Below are 15035 nucleotides of genomic sequence, written 5' to 3'. Positions count from 1 at the left end.
CTCAGCAATCATCCAGAAGGCGGGCGAGCGTGCTGCGGCCGAGCGCCGCCATGCCGGGATTGCTCGCCTCGTAATACCAGACGAGCCCGATCGCCTGCGCAAACGCCCAGGCGGCGCCCCTTTGCCATTCCGGTTCGTCCGAGCCGAGGCTCTGCCTGATCTGGGCCCGGCGCGGAGCATCGAAGAGATGCCAGCAGGCCACCAGATCGAGCGACGGATCGGCCGGTCCGAAGGCGCCGCCATCCAGCACGCCGGCAAGCCGATCCCCCTTCACCAGCAGGTTGCCCGGGATCAGGTCGCGATGGCTCATCACGTCGGGGCCGCCCGGCGGCAGCAGCCGCAATCTTTCCCACAAGGCCGAAAGCCGCGCGACATCGAGGAGGCCGCGGCTGTTTTCAAGGCAGGTCGAAATCCAGGCATCGTGATCCGTCAGGCGGCCGCCCCGCCCGCGCCCGTCAAAACGCCGCTCTTTCGTATCCGCCTGCCTGAGCGCTGCGATCAATCGCGCAATATCATCGGCAAATCCGTCGGACCCGGCCAGCCCCGCGGGCGTCGCGATTTCGCCCGGCAGAAATGTCTGCAGCGTCCAGTACATCGGATAGGCATCGCCCGGCCGGCCGAGGCCGAGCGGCTCCGGGCAGGGCACCGGACAACAGGCAGCCAGTTCGGCAAGCGCGCGCGCTTCGGCCTCAAGCCGGATGCGGCACGCTTCGGCGTCCTCCCGCCGCCTGGGAAAGCGCGCCGCGATGTTTTGCCCGACGCGAAAGATCGCATGGTCCGTCCCGCCCGCAAGCGGGCTCACCGGCAGATCGCAATATTGGGGAAACTGTGCGGAGATCAGCGCGCGCGCCGCCGGGAGGCTGACGGGCGCTTCATCGGCGTGCATCAGCAGCCAAGCGCTGCAAAGGGCAGCGAATAGACCCTGTCCGGGCCCAGCATGTGCACGTTGAGCAGCTTTCGATTGAACAATCCGGCAAAGGCGCGATGGCGCAGGTCAAGCCCGCCGCGCGTGGTGGCAAAGGCCGGCAGCATCAGCCGCGTCTCGTCGGCGGCGAAGCAGGGACGGCGGACGGATTTGCCCGGTCGATGAAGTACGGCAGAGGGGTGGAGATGACCGCAGATTTCCGCGCCGGCGTTGCGGCCCGGTTCATGGCAGAAAGTCAGTCCCTCGAATTCCCAGACATCGAACACCCGACCCGGAAGACCCCCGACGCCGTCGGGATCGTGGTTGCCGTTGATCCACACCCAGTCGCAGCTTTCCGCAAGAGCCGAAAGCTTTTCGCGCGTCTCCGCCGGCATTTCGCGCGCGCCGACACGGTCGTGGAAATTGTCGCCGAGCGAGACCACGCGGGCGGGGCGATAGCGGGCGATCACGGCTGAAAGGGCGGCAAGCGTGCGTCCGGTATCATAGGGCGGCAGGAAGAAGCCGCGGCGCGCATGGGCGGCCCCGCGCTCCAGATGGAGGTCGGAGACGACGAGGAGGCCGAGTTCGGGGAAGAAGGCTGCTCCGGACGCATCGAATTGAACGGCATGGCCCGAAAACCGGCGCGCGCGGCCGGCCTGCCCTTCCCGTTCAATCGACGCCTGTACGTTCATTCGCCTGCCTCTTCATGCATCATTTCGGCGGCCTCAAGCGCTGCCGCAAGTTCGTCGGCGGCTTCCTGAAGCACGGCGTCGCCGGCGCCGCCATTGACGCTCTCGCGGCCGATTTCCAAGAGCACCGGCACCGCCAGCGGCGAAACCCGCTCCAGCCGGTAGTGGACGAGATGGCCCTTGATTCGCTCCAGCATTGTGCCAAGGCGGGCGATGTCCAGCAAGCCAGCTGCCGCATCCGCGCGGGTGGCCTGCAGCAGGATATGGTCGGGTTCGTGGCTTCGAAGCACGTCATAGATCAGATCGGCGGAGACCGTCATCTGCCTTCCGGTCTTTTCCTTGCCCGGATAACGCCGCTCGATCAGGCCGGCGATTGTGGCGCAGGCGCGGAAGGTGCGCTTCAGCATGTAGCTCTCGTCAAGCCATGCCTCGAGATCGTCGCCGAGCATGTCCTCGTCGAACAGCTCACGAAGGTCGAGCGCGCCATCGGCCAGCATCGCGCCGATATCCTTCAGCCCCCAGATCGCTAGCGAATAGTCTGTCGAGACGAAGCCGGTGGGTGACGCGCCCATGCGCTCCAGCCGCCGGGTCAGGAGCATGCCGAGCGTCTGGTGCGCAAGCCGGCCCTCGAAGGGGTAGGCCACCATGTAGAACCGGTTTTCGAGTGGAAAGGTCTCCACCAGCAATTCGCCGCGGCCCGGCAGGTGCGAGTGCTGCTGTTGCAGCGAAAGCCACTCGCGCACCGGCCCCGGCAGCGCCTTGCGGCGCTCCGGATCGGCGAGCATCGCCCTGACGCCATCGGCGAGATAGGTCGACAGCGGAAACTTGCCGCCGGCATAGGCGGGGATCTTGGGGTCAGTATCGAAGGCGACCGAGGCCAGGCATTCATTCTCGCGAATGCCCTCGAAGCGCAGCACCTTGCCGGAAAACAGGAAGGTGTCGCCGGGTCTGAGCATCTCGATGAAATACTCTTCCACTTCCCCCAGCGTCGGCCCGCCCCGAAGCGGCCCGCCGCGCTTGCCCGCGCGCACAAGCCTGATCTTCAGCATCGGCATCTCGACGATGGTGCCGAGGTTCAGGCGATACTGACGGGCGACATCGGGATGGGAGATCCGCCACGTGCCGTCCGCCGTCTCGCGGATCTTGGCGTAGCGCTCATAGCTGCGCAGCGCATAGCCGCCGGTGGCGACGAAATCGACGACGCGGACGAAGGTTTCACGATCGAGGCCGGTATAGGGCAGCGCCGTGCGGACCTCGTCAAAGAGTGCGTCGATCTCGAAGGGCTCGGCGCAGGCCATGCCGAGCACGTGCTGGGCCAGCACATCGAGGGCGCCCTCGCCGATTGGCGGGCTATCCTGCGCGCCGACATAATTGGCGTCGAGCGCCGCCTGACATTCCATCACCTCGAACCGGTTGGCCGGCAGCAGAATGGCGCGGCTCGGCTCGTCCATGCGGTGGTTGGAGCGGCCGATCCGCTGGGCGAGCCGGCTCGCCCCCTTGGGCGCGCCGATATGCATCACGAGGTCGATATCGCCCCAGTCGATGCCGAGATCGAGCGTGGAAGTGGCGACGACCGCGCGCAGTTTTCCCGCCGCCATCGCCGCTTCCACCTTGCGGCGCTGACCGACATCGAGCGAGCCGTGATGCAGCGCGATCGGCAGGTTGTCGTCATTGATGCTCCAAAGCTCCTGGAACACGATCTCCGCCTGCGACCGAGTATTGACGAAGATCAGCGTCATCCGCCGCTGTTTCAGCTCCTCGTAGATATCGGGCGCGGCATAGCGCGCCGAATGGCCGGACCAGGGAATGCGCGCGGACGCCTTCAGGATGGTGATTTCCGGCCGCGCGCCGCCTTTCACCGTGATCAGCCCGGCATGGGGCGGATCGACCTCGCCGGTCTGCGCCACCAGCCAGCGCTGCAGCTCCATCGGGTCGGAGACGGTGGCGGAGAGGCCGATGGCGGTGAGCTCGGGCCGCAGCCTTCTGAGGCGCGCGAGCCCGAGCGAGAGCAGATGGCCGCGTTTCGAGGTGACCAGCGAGTGCAGCTCGTCGAAGATCACATAGCGCAAATCCTCGAAGAACCGGTCGGCATCCTTGCCGGCGAGCAGCAGGGCCAGCTGTTCCGGCGTCGTCAGCAGGATATCCGGCGGCTTCAGGCGCTGGCGCTGGCGCTTGGCCTGGGGCGTATCGCCGGTGCGGGTCTCCATCGTGATGGGAAGTCCGGTCTCGACCACCGGCCGCTCAAGATTGCGCGCGATATCGACGGCCAGCGCCTTCAAGGGAGAGATGTAAAGCGTGTGGACGCCGCGCGGCCTCAGCCCCGGCTTTTGCGGCCCGCGCCGGTCAAGATCGGAAAGGGAGGGCAGAAAGCCGGCAAGCGTCTTGCCCGCGCCGGTGGGTGCGATCAGCAGCATGTCCTCGCCAACGCCAGCGCGCGCCAGCAGTTCAAGCTGATGCGCGCGCGGCTGCCAGCCGTTCTCGGCGAACCAGCGGCGGAAGCGCTCCGGCAATGTTTCCGTTTCGTTCATGAGCGCAAAATGGCAATTATTGGCGAGGATGGCCAGCGGTTATTTTGCCGGCTCACATCGCGATATAGCGATCGCGGCGATGGTTGATGGCAAGAACCAGATTGATGACCACGGCGCCGGCGACCGAGCAGGCGATGATGAAAGGCGTCGCCACAAAGAAGGACAACAGCAGCACGCAGCCATCCAGCATCAGTTGCACATAGCCCGCCTTCCAGCCGAACCGGTCCTGCAGGTAAAGCGCCAGAATGCCGAAACCGCCAAGACTTGCCGAATGGCGAAACAGGATCAGCAGCGCCGCGCCCACCAGAACGCCGCCGAACAGCGCGCCGACCAGCGGATCGGTCTCGCCGATCGTGATGAAATCGGGTACCGCCGCCGTCAGGACCGAAGTCAGCGCCACGGCGAGAAAGGTCTTGAGGGTGAATTTCAGCCCGAGCCGCTTCCAGGCGAAATAATAGAACGGAAGATTGACGATGAAGAAGGCAAGGCCGAAATCGAGCGCCGTCGCATAGGTGAGCAGGAAAGCAAGACCTGCCGTGCCGCCGGTCAGCAGACCGCCGGCCTTCAGCACCATCACGCCGAGACAAGCAAGGATCGAGCCGGCAATGATGCCCTGCGCATCCTCAAGCGCCGAATGGCTTTCGGAGGTTGAACTGACGATACCGGCGAGAAAGCGGTTTTCGGACATGCGAGGCTCCGCACATGAAAAATCGGGGCCGGACCGGCCCCGATATTTCAATCGCGCAATTCGACGCGCGCGTCAAACGGAAGCAAACGACTATCCGATTACACCACGTCATCCTGATTGACGCGACCGCCCTCGCCTTCCCAATTCAGGATGCGTCGCGTTTCGCTGCCGGTGAATTTCAGGCGGATGCCGACCCCGCCCTCCTTCTCCTCCGGCAGGAAGATAACGCCGAGCGCCTCGAGCGTCGTCTTCAGTTTCTCGGCCGAATTGTCGCCCATTTCGGCCCTGCCATTCTCGAATTCCTCGATCCTGTCTTCCGCAATCCCGCTTTCTGCGGCAAGCGTCGGGCGGTCGATCCGGGCGAGAATGCGCGCGGCGTGGCAAAGTTCAGGCGTGAAGGTCATGGTCAGCCTCCTTTCGGTCTGTTGGACACGTTTTGTAGATAAACGCGCAGCACCGCACGGGGGTTCCTCCCGACGCGATATCGCCCCGTCAGGGAAGCTGCTTGACCGCCAGAAACAGGATGCCGGGAACCGGTTCGCCCGCATCCTTGCGCAGGGCCGCCCGCTCATGGCGCTTCAACTCGAAACCGGCGCCCGAAAGCAAGCGCTCGACATAGGCGAAGGCGTGGGCGTAACGCAGCGATGGCAGTAGGGTATAGGCCTCGGCATCCCCGCCATCCTCCACCGAAAACAGGAACAGGCCGCCGGGCGCGATCAGCGCCGCGACATTTTCCATCAGGCTTTCAAGCGCGCCGAGATACATCAGCACATCGGCGGCCACGACAAGATCGGCGCGGTGGCGCGCAAGCGCCGGCGAAAACAGCCCACTTTCCTCCGGCGCAAGCAGGAGATCGGCCTGGGCGAGATGCTGGTAGACCGCCTTCTCCTCCGCCTTGGCCAGCATATTGGCCGAAAGGTCGAAGCCTTCGAGACGATCGACACGCGCGCAAAAGGCAGCACCCGAAAGCCCGGTTCCGCAGCCGAGATCGGCGCAGAGCCTGAAGCGGCGCGCTTCTCCCTCGCTCTTTTCCAGAAGCGCGGCAAGCCTTTCCGGCGCATTGTAATCGAGCCGCTCGGTCAGCGCCGCGTCAAAATGATCGGCGTAGGAATCGAAAAGCGCCTCGACATAGCGGCCCGGCGGATGGGCAGGCGGTTCGGCGGCGCCGAGAACGGCAAGCTTCAGGCTGGCGGCGAACAGGTCGTCGTCATCCTCGCCCTCAAGCTTTTCCAGCGTTGCGATCGCCGCCGCGACATCGCCGGCATGCTCGCGATAGGCGGCAAGCAGCGCGAGGCCCGCCGGCCAGTCCGGCACAAGCGCCATCGCCTGCTCCATCACTTCCGCCGCAGCTTCGTGATCGCCGGCCTCGTCCAGCATGCGGGCATAGTCTGCGCGGCGATCGGCAATCAGATCGCCCGAGGAAAGGGAAAGAACGCTCATGTTTCGAAAACCGGTAGGGAACTGAGCGCCAATGTCGCTTTTCGGAACGAAAAGCAAGCGGAATCGCTTCACCGCTTTTTATCTTGAATGCGCCGCAAAGCCTCTTTATCTAGCCGGGAAAAGGAGAGCGGCATGAGCAACGGCATAAACAGGTTTCTCGGCGGCAGCGTGGTCGGCACCATCGTCAAGCTGCTTGTGGTCTCGCTGATCGTCGGCTTCATCCTGTCGGCGCTCGGTATCCATCCGCTCGACATCTATTACGGCATCATCGATTTCCTGCGCAACATCTGGAATCGCGGCTTTGCCGCCCTTGGCGAGGTCGGCCATTATTTCGTGCTGGGCGCGATCATCGTCGTGCCGGTCTTCCTGATCATCCGCATTCTGAGCTATCGCCGTTGACACAGATCGCCACCACCCGCCGCGTCCTGCTTTTGGGCGCGCTCGCCGCCGGCGTTTCGGCCTGCAGCCCGTTTTTCGGCAGCGACCTTCCGCGCGGCGATGTCGACAGCCAGGCGATGACGTCCACCTTCCTGCCCTGGGTCAACGATCTGCGCAAAAGCCGTGGGCTTTCGGCGCTCTCCTATTCGCGCGCCTGCGAACAGGCGGCGATAGATCAGGCGAGCCGGATGGCGCTTGCCGACAAGATGAACCACATCACCGGCGGCGAAAGCGTGCTGGCCCGGTTCAAGCGTATGGGCCTGCCCCTGCCGGCGGCTGAAAACATCGCCATGCAGCAGCGCACGCCGGAACGCGCCTTCCAGGCCTGGGTCAATTCGCCGGGGCATCTGAAGAACATGTTGGGAAATTATTCCCATATCGGCGTCGCCCGCGCCGTGAGCCCGAATTCCGGCAACCAGCCCTTCTGGGCGATGTGCCTCAGCCAGTAAACGGTTTTGCCGCCCATTCCGCAACGCCGCTGTCGCGCAACTGGCGCGGCGAACTGACACCGGCCTCGCGCATGGCGGCGATGATGGCCGTCAGGCTGTCCTCGATCAGCTGCGGCCCCTCATAGGTCATGCCGGAATAGATCTGCACCAGATCGGCCCCGGCGCGGATCTTCTCCACCGCCCGCGCGCCGGAATTGACGCCGCCGACGCCGACGAGCGCAAGGTCGGGCCCGAGCCGCTGGCGCATGCGGGCGAGAAGTGCTGTCGAGCGATCAAACAGCGGCGAGCCGGAAAGCCCGCCGGCCTCGCCCGCCAGTTTCTCCTCGCGCAGACCCGCGCGCGACAGCGTGGTGTTGGAAACGATGACGCCGTCAAGCGCGCTGTCCAGCACTTCGGCGACGATATCATCGAGGCCTTCCTCGGTCAGGTCTGGCGCGATTTTCAGGAACACCGGCACCTTGCGCGCCGCTTTTTCCCGCGCCTCGGCGACCCTGCCGAGAAGCCGCGCGAGCTCCGCGCGGGCCTGCAGATCGCGCAGGCCCGGCGTGTTGGGCGAGGAAATATTGACGGTGAGATAGTCGGCAAGCCCTGAAAACCGCGTAATGCCGGCGACATAGTCGGCAATCCGGTCTTCAGACGTCTTGTTGGCCCCGATATTGACGCCGACGACGCCCGGACCCGTCGACCTGTTGCGGCGCTCGAGCCGGGCTGCAAGCGCGTCGTGGCCGTCATTGTTGAAGCCCATACGGTTGATGACCGCCTCGTCCTGGACCAACCGGAACAGCCGCGGCTTCGGGTTGCCGGATTGCGGACGCGGCGTGACTGTGCCCGCCTCGGCATGGCCGAAGCCGAGCTTCAGCAATCCGTCGAGCGCCTCGCCATTCTTGTCGAGGCCGGCGGCAACGCCCAACGGGTTTTTGAAGGCAAGGCCGGCCACCGTGGAGGCAAGGCTCTTGTTGTCCGCATGGCGGGCACCGGGCAGGAAGCCGGTGCGGATCGCCTTCAGCGTCAGGCCGTGGGCAAGCTCGGGATCGAGCGCGAAGGCGGCGCGACGGCCGCCGCAACGGTAGAGGTCGATCATCAAAGCAATCCCGAAAAATCGTGCCGGCCGTCGCCCCGGATGGGCAGCGGCTTGTCCCAGAGAACGGCGTCGAAAGGCAGATCGCCGTAGAGATGGGGAAACAGCGCGCCGCCGCGCGACGGCTCGTATTTCAGCGCGTCACCCAGCGCCGCGGGGTCGACGGCGACCAGCAGAAGACCCGCCTGACCGGCGAAATGTCGCGCGGCGGTCTCTTCCACCTGACCGGCGGTCGAGAAGTGGATGAAACCATCCGCGAGATCGACCGCCGCGCCCCTGAAGACGCCGGCGGACCGGGCCGCCTGCCATTCGTCCTCGGAAACGATCTTGTAAATCGGTTGCTGGTTCATATCCGTCCCGTCGCTTTGCTGTCCGGCACCGGGTTTGGCAAAGAGTGGCGCAAATGTCCATCGCCACGCGGCTTCACGGGCCGAAAGCAAGGGGAAATCGCGTATTTGACGGCATTATGCGCTTTTTTGGGTTGCTAATGCGGCGTGGCGGCGATCATAAATAGCAGGACCGCCATTGTTGTGCCGTCAAACAGTTGCAGCAGCGCGAGGTCGAATGTTAAGGGTTGTGAAACTGCCTTTGGGAGGAGGCCAGGAATGACCGGACAAACCATTCTGATCGCGGACGATCACCCGCTTTTCCGCAGCGCGCTGAAACAGGCGATCGGCGGCATGGCGACGCCCTATGCGGTGGTCGAGGCGGGCGATTTCGAAAGCGCCCAGCAGGCCGCGCGCGACAACCCGGAAGCCGAACTGCTTCTGCTCGATCTCGCCATGCCGGGGGTGAGCGGCCTCTCCGGCCTGATCACGCTGCGCTCCGAGTTTTCCAGCCTTCCGATCGTGGTGATCTCCGGCAGCGATGATGACGACACCATTCGCCGCTCGCTCGCGCTCGGGGCCTCCGGCTTCATCTCGAAGTCGGTCGGGATCGACGAATTGCGCAACGGCATCCGCAAGGTGCTTGCAGGCGAGGTCTACACCCCGGAAAACTATGGCGGCGGCGAGGAAAGCGATCCCGATATCGCCGACATGCTGCAGCGGTTGCAGACGCTGACGCCCCAGCAGTCGCGGGTGCTCAGAATGCTGTGCGAGGGGCTGTTGAACAAGCAGATCGCCTATGAGCTCGGCGTCTCGGAGGCAACCGTCAAGGCGCATGTCTCGGCGATCCTGCTGAAGCTCAACGTCGACAGCCGGACCCAGGCCGTCATCCAGCTCGGCAAGGTCAATATGGCGATGGTTGCGTGATGACATGTAAAAGACAGGATTTTATTCCTGTCCGGCTTTACGCTGCGATATCCGTTAAGCTATAGGTTAAGTGGATATCAACCGACCCGACGGCGATGTTTGAAAAGCTCACCCATAGCGAGATCTGGAGCGCGATCGACCGGCTTGCCGCGCGCCACAAGCTGACCCCGTCGGGCCTCGCGCGCAAGGCCGGGCTCGATCCGACCACCTTCAACAAGTCGAAGCGACGCGCGCCGGACGGCCGGGAACGCTGGCCGTCAATGGAATCCTTCGCCAAGATTCTTGCCGCAACCAACACATCGATGACGGAGTTCGTCAACGACAGCCCGGCGGCTGCCGGCGGCGTGCCGGGACCGATCGGCAGCTTCCCGCCGCAGCCTTCGACAATACCGCTTCTCGGCCTGGCGCGCGCCGGCGCAGGCGGTTTCTTCGATGATGGCGGATATCCGGTCGGCCAGGGCTGGGACGAGGTCGACTTTCCGGTTCCCTCCCGCAGCGCCCAGGGGATCTACGCCCTTGAGGTGCAGGGCGACAGCATGATGCCGCTCTACCGCGACGGCGATGTACTGATCGTCGAGGCCAATGCCGAAACCCGCAAGGGCGACCGCGTGGTGGTGCGCACCCGCGAGGGCGAGGTTCTGGCCAAGGTTCTGGTGCGCCGCACCGCCCGCCAGATCGAACTGATGTCGATCAACCCGGCCCACGCCAATATCGTCTTCGACCTTTCAGACATAGAATGGATCGCCCGCATTCTTTGGGCCAGCCAGTAATTTTCCAAGACCGAGAGAGACCTCATGTCCCGATCCGAGCTTACCCATTATGACGCGCTGATCTATGTGATGGTGATGGCATCCGCCGTCGACAGCGCGATGAGCGACACGGAAATGGCGCGGATCGGACATATCACCCGCTCGCTGCCGGTGTTCGAAGGGTTCGATGAAAACGACCTCACCCGCATCGCCCATGACTGCGCCGGGATCGTTTCCGGGCCGGAGGGCATGGATATCGCGCTGGAGATCATCCGCGACACGCTGCCCAAGCGGCTCTACGACACGGCCTATGCGCTGGCCGTCGAGATCATGTCGGTCGATCAGGTTATCCGCGCCGAGGAAATCCGCCTGCTGCAGCTTCTGCGTGACAGGCTGCACCTCGACAAGCTGACCTGCGCCGCCATCGAACGCGGCGCGATCGCCCGCTACCGCACTGTTTGAGGCGGCTTTCGCCGGTTTTAATTATCAACTTCGCTTGATTAGATATACCTAAAGTATTTCGTGGACCTATACTCTTGAAAAGCGTCGGACACATGGATGAAAGACGCATTCCGACGGGATGACAAAGCAAAATTTCCAGCTTGTCTTTTCCGTTACCTTGAGTCTTTACTAGTAAGAAAAAAATAAAAAGGGCGCGCGGTAAAGAGGGGTATCATGTCCGTGTTCAGGCAGGCCGTTATCCGCACGCCGGATCGCGCCTCTGCTGCCCTGCGTTCGCTCCCGAAAGCGATCTGGAAGGAGCGCCAGATGTTGCGTCGCCTCGGCTTTGACGAAACCGTCATCGAGGATGGGATCAAGGCCGCGCTCGCCAACAACACCACGATCGAAAAGGAGCTTCTTTTCAGCGGCGCGGTCGCTTCGGGCGACTATTACAGGAGGCTCGCCCGCTATCTCGTGCTGCCGTTTGAAAGCCGCATCGATCCGGATTGTGTCACGGACCGCCCCGGGATCGACCGCCTCCTGGCCGATCCGCGCGGCCTCAGGCTCGACAGCGGAGAGGCCGAGCGCCGCTTCGCCGTGGTGCCCACCGCCGGCGATCTTGCCGACCTCCATCTCCGTCTGGCGTCGCGGCCCGAAATCAGGCGCTGCGTCATCATCACAACGCCGGAAGCCGTGCGCGCGGCGGTGTGGAAGACCGGCGAAGGCCGGCGGCTCACCAACGCCGTCAACGACCTCATGGTCTGGGAGCCGCGCTTTTCCGCGCGGATCGTGTTCTGGGGCAAACAGGGTTTCCTGCTCGGCGGCGGCGCGGCGACGCTGGTCGCCGGTCTGCTGTTCTTTCCCGCAGAGACCCTGCTGCTTGCCCATATCGCGTTCACGACGCTCTATCTGTTCGCCCTGCTCGTCCGCATTGCCGCCACGCGGGCAAGGCCCCGCCAGCGCACCCTTAATCCTGAAAGCGAACCGCCGGACCTGCCGGTCTATACAATCCTGATCCCGCTCTACCGCGAGGCCGGGATGATCGGGCAATTGTCGGAGAGTATGCAACGCATCAACTGGCCGACCTCCAAGCTCGATATCAAGCTGGTCTGCGAGGCGGATGACGCGGAAACCATCAAAGCCATCGCGCGGGCACGTCTACCGGCGCAATTCGAGCTGGTGGTCGTGCCCGCCGGCGGCCCCCGGACCAAACCGAATGCGCTCAACTACGCGCTCTGCGGCGCCAGGGGCAGGTTCGTGGTGATCTATGATGCCGAAGACCGGCCGCATTCCGACCAGCTGCGCGAAGCCTGGAACACCTTCCGGCAATCGCCGCGTGAGCTTGCCTGCCTTCAGGCGCCGCTGACGATCTCCAATGTCGGAAGAAACTGGATCACGGGGCTTTACGCCTGCGAATATGCCGGTCTTTTCCGCGGCATCCTGCCGTTTCTCGCTCTTCACCGGTTTCCGATACCGCTCGGCGGCACCTCCAACCATTTTCGCATTCAGGCGCTGCGGGCCTGCCGCGGCTGGGATCCCTACAATGTCGCGGAGGACGCCGATCTCGGCCTTCGGATGCACCGGCTCGGCTATTATTGCGGGGCGATCACCGCAGAAACGCTGGAGGACGCGCCCACGGCGATCCGGCCCTGGATTGCCCAGCGATCGCGCTGGCTCAAGGGCTGGCTGCAGACGGCGCTGGTGGCGCTGAGGGAGCCCGGACGGCTGCGCGACGAACTCGGCCTGCTCGGCTTTGCCGTTTTCCTGGCCAATACGGGCGGGATGATCCTGTCATCGCTGCTGCACCCGCTGCTGTTCCTGTCGGTGCTGACGACGGGATGGCTGCTGCTGCAACCGACCCCCAATCCGGGGCCGCTGCAGCAGATCCTGACCGGCATAGACCTGATCAACATTATCGCCAGCTACTGGATATTCCTGCGGCTGGGCGTGTCGAAAATGCGCAAGGGAGAAATGCTCAGCATGCGCGCAAGCGTCCTTTGGCTGCCGCTCTACTGGCTGATGCTGTCGTTTTCGGCCTGGAAGGCATTCGTGGAACTCTACCACGCGCCCTATCTGTGGCGCAAAACCGAGCACAAGCCAGCGGAAACGTGAAGAGACCCTGGAGCGGGTAGCGGGAATCGAACCCGCGCGTTCAGCTTGGGAAGCTGACAGGCTACCATTACATCATACCCGCCCGTCCGACCGCGTCGGAAGCCGTTCCATACCACTGCCTGCGCATCGGCGGCAAGCGCTAAAAACGAGGTTCAGCGCGCTGGCGCGACCCCGCCCGCAAGCGTGGGCAATAGCTCCGAAACCGTCGGATGGATGGGCACCGCCCATTGCAGGTCTTTGGCCGTGGCACCCATATTGATCAGGTTCAGGACGGCGTGGATCGCCTCATCCCCGCCGGGGCCGAGAATGGCGCCGCCGAGAAGCTTGCCGCTATCGGCATCGGCGACGAGCTTCATCAGCCCCGCCGTCTCGCCCTTTTCCTTCGCGCGGGAGACGTTGGTCATCGGCCGGCTGCTGACGGCGACGTTATAGCCGGCCTTCTTCGCTTCCGTCTCGCTCATCCCGGCGCGGCCGAGCGGCGGATCGGTGTAAAGCGCATAGCCCGGGATCCGGTCATCGACCGAGCGCCTTTCGCCATCGAAAAGATTGGCGGCGACGATCTCGTAGTCATTATAGGACGTGTGGGTGAAGGCGCCGCGGCCATTACAATCGCCGAGCGCGAAAATGCCGGGCTGGCTGGTCTCAAGACCGGGACCGACGGTCACAAAGCCGCGCTCGTCGGTGGCGACGCCCGCCTCGTCGAGACCGAGATCGTCGGTATTGGGCTTGCGGCCGAGCGCCACCAGCAGGTCCGATCCTGCGGCCGTCCGGGTCTCGCCGTCGCAATCGGCATGCATGACGATGCCGTCGCCGCGCCGCTCGACGCGGATACACTCCGCGCCGGTCATCACCGTGACGCCTTCATCCTCAAGAAAGCCGCGTACGGCGTCGCTGACTTCCGGATCCTCGCGGCCGATCAGATGCGCGCTGCGCTCCACCACCGTCACCTTCGAGCCGAACCGGGCGAACATCTGGGCGAATTCCAGGCCGATATAACTGCCGCCGAGCACCAGAAGATGCTCCGGCAGACGGTCGAAGCCGACCATATCGCTATTGGTGAGATAGGGGACATCGGAAAGCCCCTCGATATCCGGTATCGCGGCCCGGCCGCCGACATTGATGAAAATCTTCGGTGCGGTCAGCACCGCGTCGCCGAGCGCAACACGATCGGGACCTGTGAACCGGGCATGGCCGCGCAACAGCGTGACATTGTCGAGACCGGAAAGCCAGCTCTCAAGGCCGGAGCGCGATGCCCCGGCAATCTCGGCCGTGCGCGCCTGGACCCGCTTCATGTCGACGCTGATGCCGCCGGCGATATCCACGCCGAAATCGGCAGCCCTCCGCGCCACATGGGCAGCGCGAGCGCTGGCAACCATCGTCTTGGTCGGCGTGCAGCCGGTGTTGACGCAGGTGCCCCCGACCTGATGACGCTCGATCAGCACGACCTTTTGACCCTCGGCGGCAAAACGCGCGGCAAGCGGCGGCCCCGCCTGCCCTGCTCCGATAATGATCGCATCGAATGTCCTCATAGGCTCCACACGATACCCAATGCGGCAAGGATGGCAACCGCGTCCTCGATGAGGGCAGCCGGTAGATCGCGGCCGAACCGGGCCGCAAGCCGCTGCCGCACGGCGGCGCCGCCAAGCGTGCCGACCACCGCGCCGGCAATGCCGAGCACGAGACCCGCGATCCAGACGCCCGAGACCGATCCGATTGCCGCGCCGCAGACCGCGCCCATGACGATGCGCGCGCCGAATTGCGGCGGCACTTTGCGGCTTGGCGTGGAGGGAAGCTGGTCGGTGACGAGTTCGACGAGCGCCAGCACGCTCAATATGCCGACGGCCCAGGGAGAGGCCAGAAAGGAGAGCCATGAACCCGAAAGATCAAGGATGCCCAGCCAGGCGGCCCAGCTGATAGCAGCCGGCGCCGTCATCGCCCTTAGTCCCGCAACAATACCGATGAACAACGCCAGAAGATAAAGCATGCCGCCAACTCCCAACCCGGTTGTGATTTGTCAATCTATCACGGCGCGGTCGGGCCGCAATGTGAAAAGCGAGGGCAACGCGGCACTTGACGTCAGCGATTTTGCGGCTAAGTCTGGTGCAGTCCGGCGCATCCTGGAGGAGCCGCGACGAACCCGGTGCCGGGCCCCTCTGGCGAGAGTTTGACGGCGCTCTCGTGATGTCGGTACCGCCCGCAAATTAGCCGGCGGACATGGTTACCATGCTTCACATTGCGACGTTTTGGCCGCGCGTGCGAGAGTTTC

The 15035-nt window shown here is 64.3% G+C and carries 16 protein-coding genes and 1 tRNA gene; 6 read left to right on the top strand and 11 right to left on the bottom strand.

Going from position 1 to position 15035, the window contains the following annotated elements:
- Position 1: 1 nt before the first annotated feature.
- From V6765_RS04335 to V6765_RS04310, 6 genes are all read right to left on the bottom strand, one after another.
- On the bottom strand, positions 2-886 hold the full coding sequence (locus V6765_RS04335) for a phosphotransferase (RefSeq protein ID WP_448426775.1): 885 nt from the start codon (positions 884-886) through the stop codon (positions 2-4).
- Positions 886-1596 carry a ligase-associated DNA damage response endonuclease PdeM gene (gene pdeM, locus V6765_RS04330; RefSeq protein WP_448426773.1) on the bottom strand — a complete coding sequence of 237 codons (711 nt, stop codon included), beginning with the start codon at positions 1594-1596 and terminating at the stop codon, positions 886-888. Before pdeM ends, V6765_RS04335 begins: the two co-directional genes overlap by 1 nt.
- Positions 1593-4121: a ligase-associated DNA damage response DEXH box helicase gene (locus V6765_RS04325; RefSeq protein WP_448426772.1), complete on the bottom strand. Its 2529-nt coding sequence runs from the start codon at positions 4119-4121 to the stop codon at positions 1593-1595. The genes pdeM and V6765_RS04325 overlap by 4 nt, the downstream gene beginning before the upstream one ends.
- 52 nt (positions 4122-4173) lie before the next feature.
- Entirely contained in the window at positions 4174-4809 is a 636-nt protein-coding gene (locus tag V6765_RS04320; protein ID WP_448426770.1) for a YitT family protein, read from the bottom strand.
- 98 nt (positions 4810-4907) lie between these two features.
- A complete protein-coding gene (locus tag V6765_RS04315) occupies positions 4908-5213 on the bottom strand; it encodes an XRE family transcriptional regulator (protein ID WP_448426769.1) in 306 nt (101 codons plus the stop codon).
- 88 nt (positions 5214-5301) lie between these two features.
- Positions 5302-6249, bottom strand: a complete 948-nt coding sequence (locus V6765_RS04310) for a methyltransferase (RefSeq protein WP_448426768.1) — start codon at positions 6247-6249, stop codon at positions 5302-5304.
- A 132-nt stretch (positions 6250-6381) separates the two neighbouring features.
- On the opposite strand from V6765_RS04310, the gene V6765_RS04305 reads away from it, so the two are divergent.
- Both V6765_RS04305 and V6765_RS04300 read left to right on the top strand, forming a co-directional pair.
- Positions 6382-6648 carry a DUF6460 domain-containing protein gene (locus tag V6765_RS04305; RefSeq protein WP_448426766.1) on the top strand — a complete coding sequence of 89 codons (267 nt, stop codon included), beginning with the start codon at positions 6382-6384 and terminating at the stop codon, positions 6646-6648.
- The gene (locus V6765_RS04300; protein WP_448426764.1) at positions 6645-7136 is read left to right on the top strand and encodes a CAP domain-containing protein; all 492 of its coding nucleotides are present in this window, start codon (positions 6645-6647) and stop codon (positions 7134-7136) included. Before V6765_RS04305 ends, V6765_RS04300 begins: the two co-directional genes overlap by 4 nt.
- On the opposite strand, the gene V6765_RS04295 is transcribed toward V6765_RS04300, so the two are convergent.
- Positions 7126-8217: a quinone-dependent dihydroorotate dehydrogenase gene (locus V6765_RS04295; protein ID WP_448426763.1), complete on the bottom strand. Its 1092-nt coding sequence runs from the start codon at positions 8215-8217 to the stop codon at positions 7126-7128. The two genes, V6765_RS04300 and V6765_RS04295, sit on opposite strands and share 11 nt — an antisense overlap.
- Positions 8217-8564 (bottom strand): DUF952 domain-containing protein, encoded by a 348-nt coding sequence (locus tag V6765_RS04290; protein WP_448426761.1) that lies wholly within the window; start codon positions 8562-8564, stop codon positions 8217-8219. The genes V6765_RS04295 and V6765_RS04290 overlap by 1 nt, the downstream gene beginning before the upstream one ends.
- A gap of 255 nt (positions 8565-8819) precedes the next feature.
- On the opposite strand from V6765_RS04290, the gene V6765_RS04285 reads away from it, so the two are divergent.
- The 4 genes from V6765_RS04285 (at position 8820) to V6765_RS04270 (ending at position 12769) form a co-directional block, all read left to right on the top strand.
- On the top strand, positions 8820-9467 hold the full coding sequence (locus V6765_RS04285) for a response regulator (protein WP_230720397.1): 648 nt from the start codon (positions 8820-8822) through the stop codon (positions 9465-9467).
- Between the two features lie 95 nt (positions 9468-9562).
- Positions 9563-10237 (top strand): S24 family peptidase, encoded by a 675-nt coding sequence (locus V6765_RS04280; RefSeq protein WP_448426759.1) that lies wholly within the window; start codon positions 9563-9565, stop codon positions 10235-10237.
- Positions 10238-10261: 24 nt separating this feature from the next.
- Positions 10262-10678, top strand: coding sequence for a tellurite resistance TerB family protein (locus V6765_RS04275; RefSeq protein WP_448426757.1), 417 nt, complete (start codon positions 10262-10264; stop codon positions 10676-10678).
- Between the two features lie 213 nt (positions 10679-10891).
- Positions 10892-12769: a glycosyltransferase family 2 protein gene (locus V6765_RS04270; RefSeq protein ID WP_448426756.1), complete on the top strand. Its 1878-nt coding sequence runs from the start codon at positions 10892-10894 to the stop codon at positions 12767-12769.
- Positions 12770-12777: 8 nt separating this feature from the next.
- On the opposite strand, the gene V6765_RS04265 is transcribed toward V6765_RS04270, so the two are convergent.
- From V6765_RS04265 to V6765_RS04255, 3 genes are all read right to left on the bottom strand, one after another.
- A tRNA-Gly gene (locus V6765_RS04265) sits at positions 12778-12851 on the bottom strand.
- 70 nt (positions 12852-12921) lie between these two features.
- Positions 12922-14298, bottom strand: a complete 1377-nt coding sequence (locus tag V6765_RS04260) for an FAD-containing oxidoreductase (RefSeq protein WP_448426755.1) — start codon at positions 14296-14298, stop codon at positions 12922-12924.
- Complete coding sequence (locus tag V6765_RS04255; RefSeq protein WP_448426753.1) at positions 14295-14753, bottom strand: DUF4126 family protein; 459 nt, start codon at positions 14751-14753, stop codon at positions 14295-14297. The genes V6765_RS04260 and V6765_RS04255 overlap by 4 nt, the downstream gene beginning before the upstream one ends.
- Positions 14754-15035: the final 282 nt, after the last annotated feature.

This window comes from Martelella sp. FOR1707 (assembly GCF_053484265.1).
Note: the sequence above shows the minus strand (reverse complement) of the source record. Positions and strands in the feature narration are given on the sequence as shown.

Coding starts and splice junctions, on each gene's coding strand:
- V6765_RS04335 (WP_448426775.1), bottom strand. CDS start 886: ATGCACGCCGATGAAGCGCCCGTCAGCCTCCCGGCGGCGCGCGCGCTG.
- pdeM (WP_448426773.1), bottom strand. CDS start 1,596: ATGAACGTACAGGCGTCGATTGAACGGGAAGGGCAGGCCGGCCGCGCG.
- V6765_RS04325 (WP_448426772.1), bottom strand. CDS start 4,121: ATGAACGAAACGGAAACATTGCCGGAGCGCTTCCGCCGCTGGTTCGCC.
- V6765_RS04320 (WP_448426770.1), bottom strand. CDS start 4,809: ATGTCCGAAAACCGCTTTCTCGCCGGTATCGTCAGTTCAACCTCCGAA.
- V6765_RS04315 (WP_448426769.1), bottom strand. CDS start 5,213: ATGACCTTCACGCCTGAACTTTGCCACGCCGCGCGCATTCTCGCCCGG.
- V6765_RS04310 (WP_448426768.1), bottom strand. CDS start 6,249: ATGAGCGTTCTTTCCCTTTCCTCGGGCGATCTGATTGCCGATCGCCGC.
- V6765_RS04305 (WP_448426766.1), top strand. CDS start 6,382: ATGAGCAACGGCATAAACAGGTTTCTCGGCGGCAGCGTGGTCGGCACC.
- V6765_RS04295 (WP_448426763.1), bottom strand. CDS start 8,217: ATGATCGACCTCTACCGTTGCGGCGGCCGTCGCGCCGCCTTCGCGCTC.
- V6765_RS04290 (WP_448426761.1), bottom strand. CDS start 8,564: ATGAACCAGCAACCGATTTACAAGATCGTTTCCGAGGACGAATGGCAG.
- V6765_RS04285 (WP_230720397.1), top strand. CDS start 8,820: ATGACCGGACAAACCATTCTGATCGCGGACGATCACCCGCTTTTCCGC.
- V6765_RS04280 (WP_448426759.1), top strand. CDS start 9,563: ATGTTTGAAAAGCTCACCCATAGCGAGATCTGGAGCGCGATCGACCGG.
- V6765_RS04275 (WP_448426757.1), top strand. CDS start 10,262: ATGTCCCGATCCGAGCTTACCCATTATGACGCGCTGATCTATGTGATG.
- V6765_RS04270 (WP_448426756.1), top strand. CDS start 10,892: ATGTCCGTGTTCAGGCAGGCCGTTATCCGCACGCCGGATCGCGCCTCT.
- V6765_RS04260 (WP_448426755.1), bottom strand. CDS start 14,298: ATGAGGACATTCGATGCGATCATTATCGGAGCAGGGCAGGCGGGGCCG.
- V6765_RS04255 (WP_448426753.1), bottom strand. CDS start 14,753: ATGCTTTATCTTCTGGCGTTGTTCATCGGTATTGTTGCGGGACTAAGG.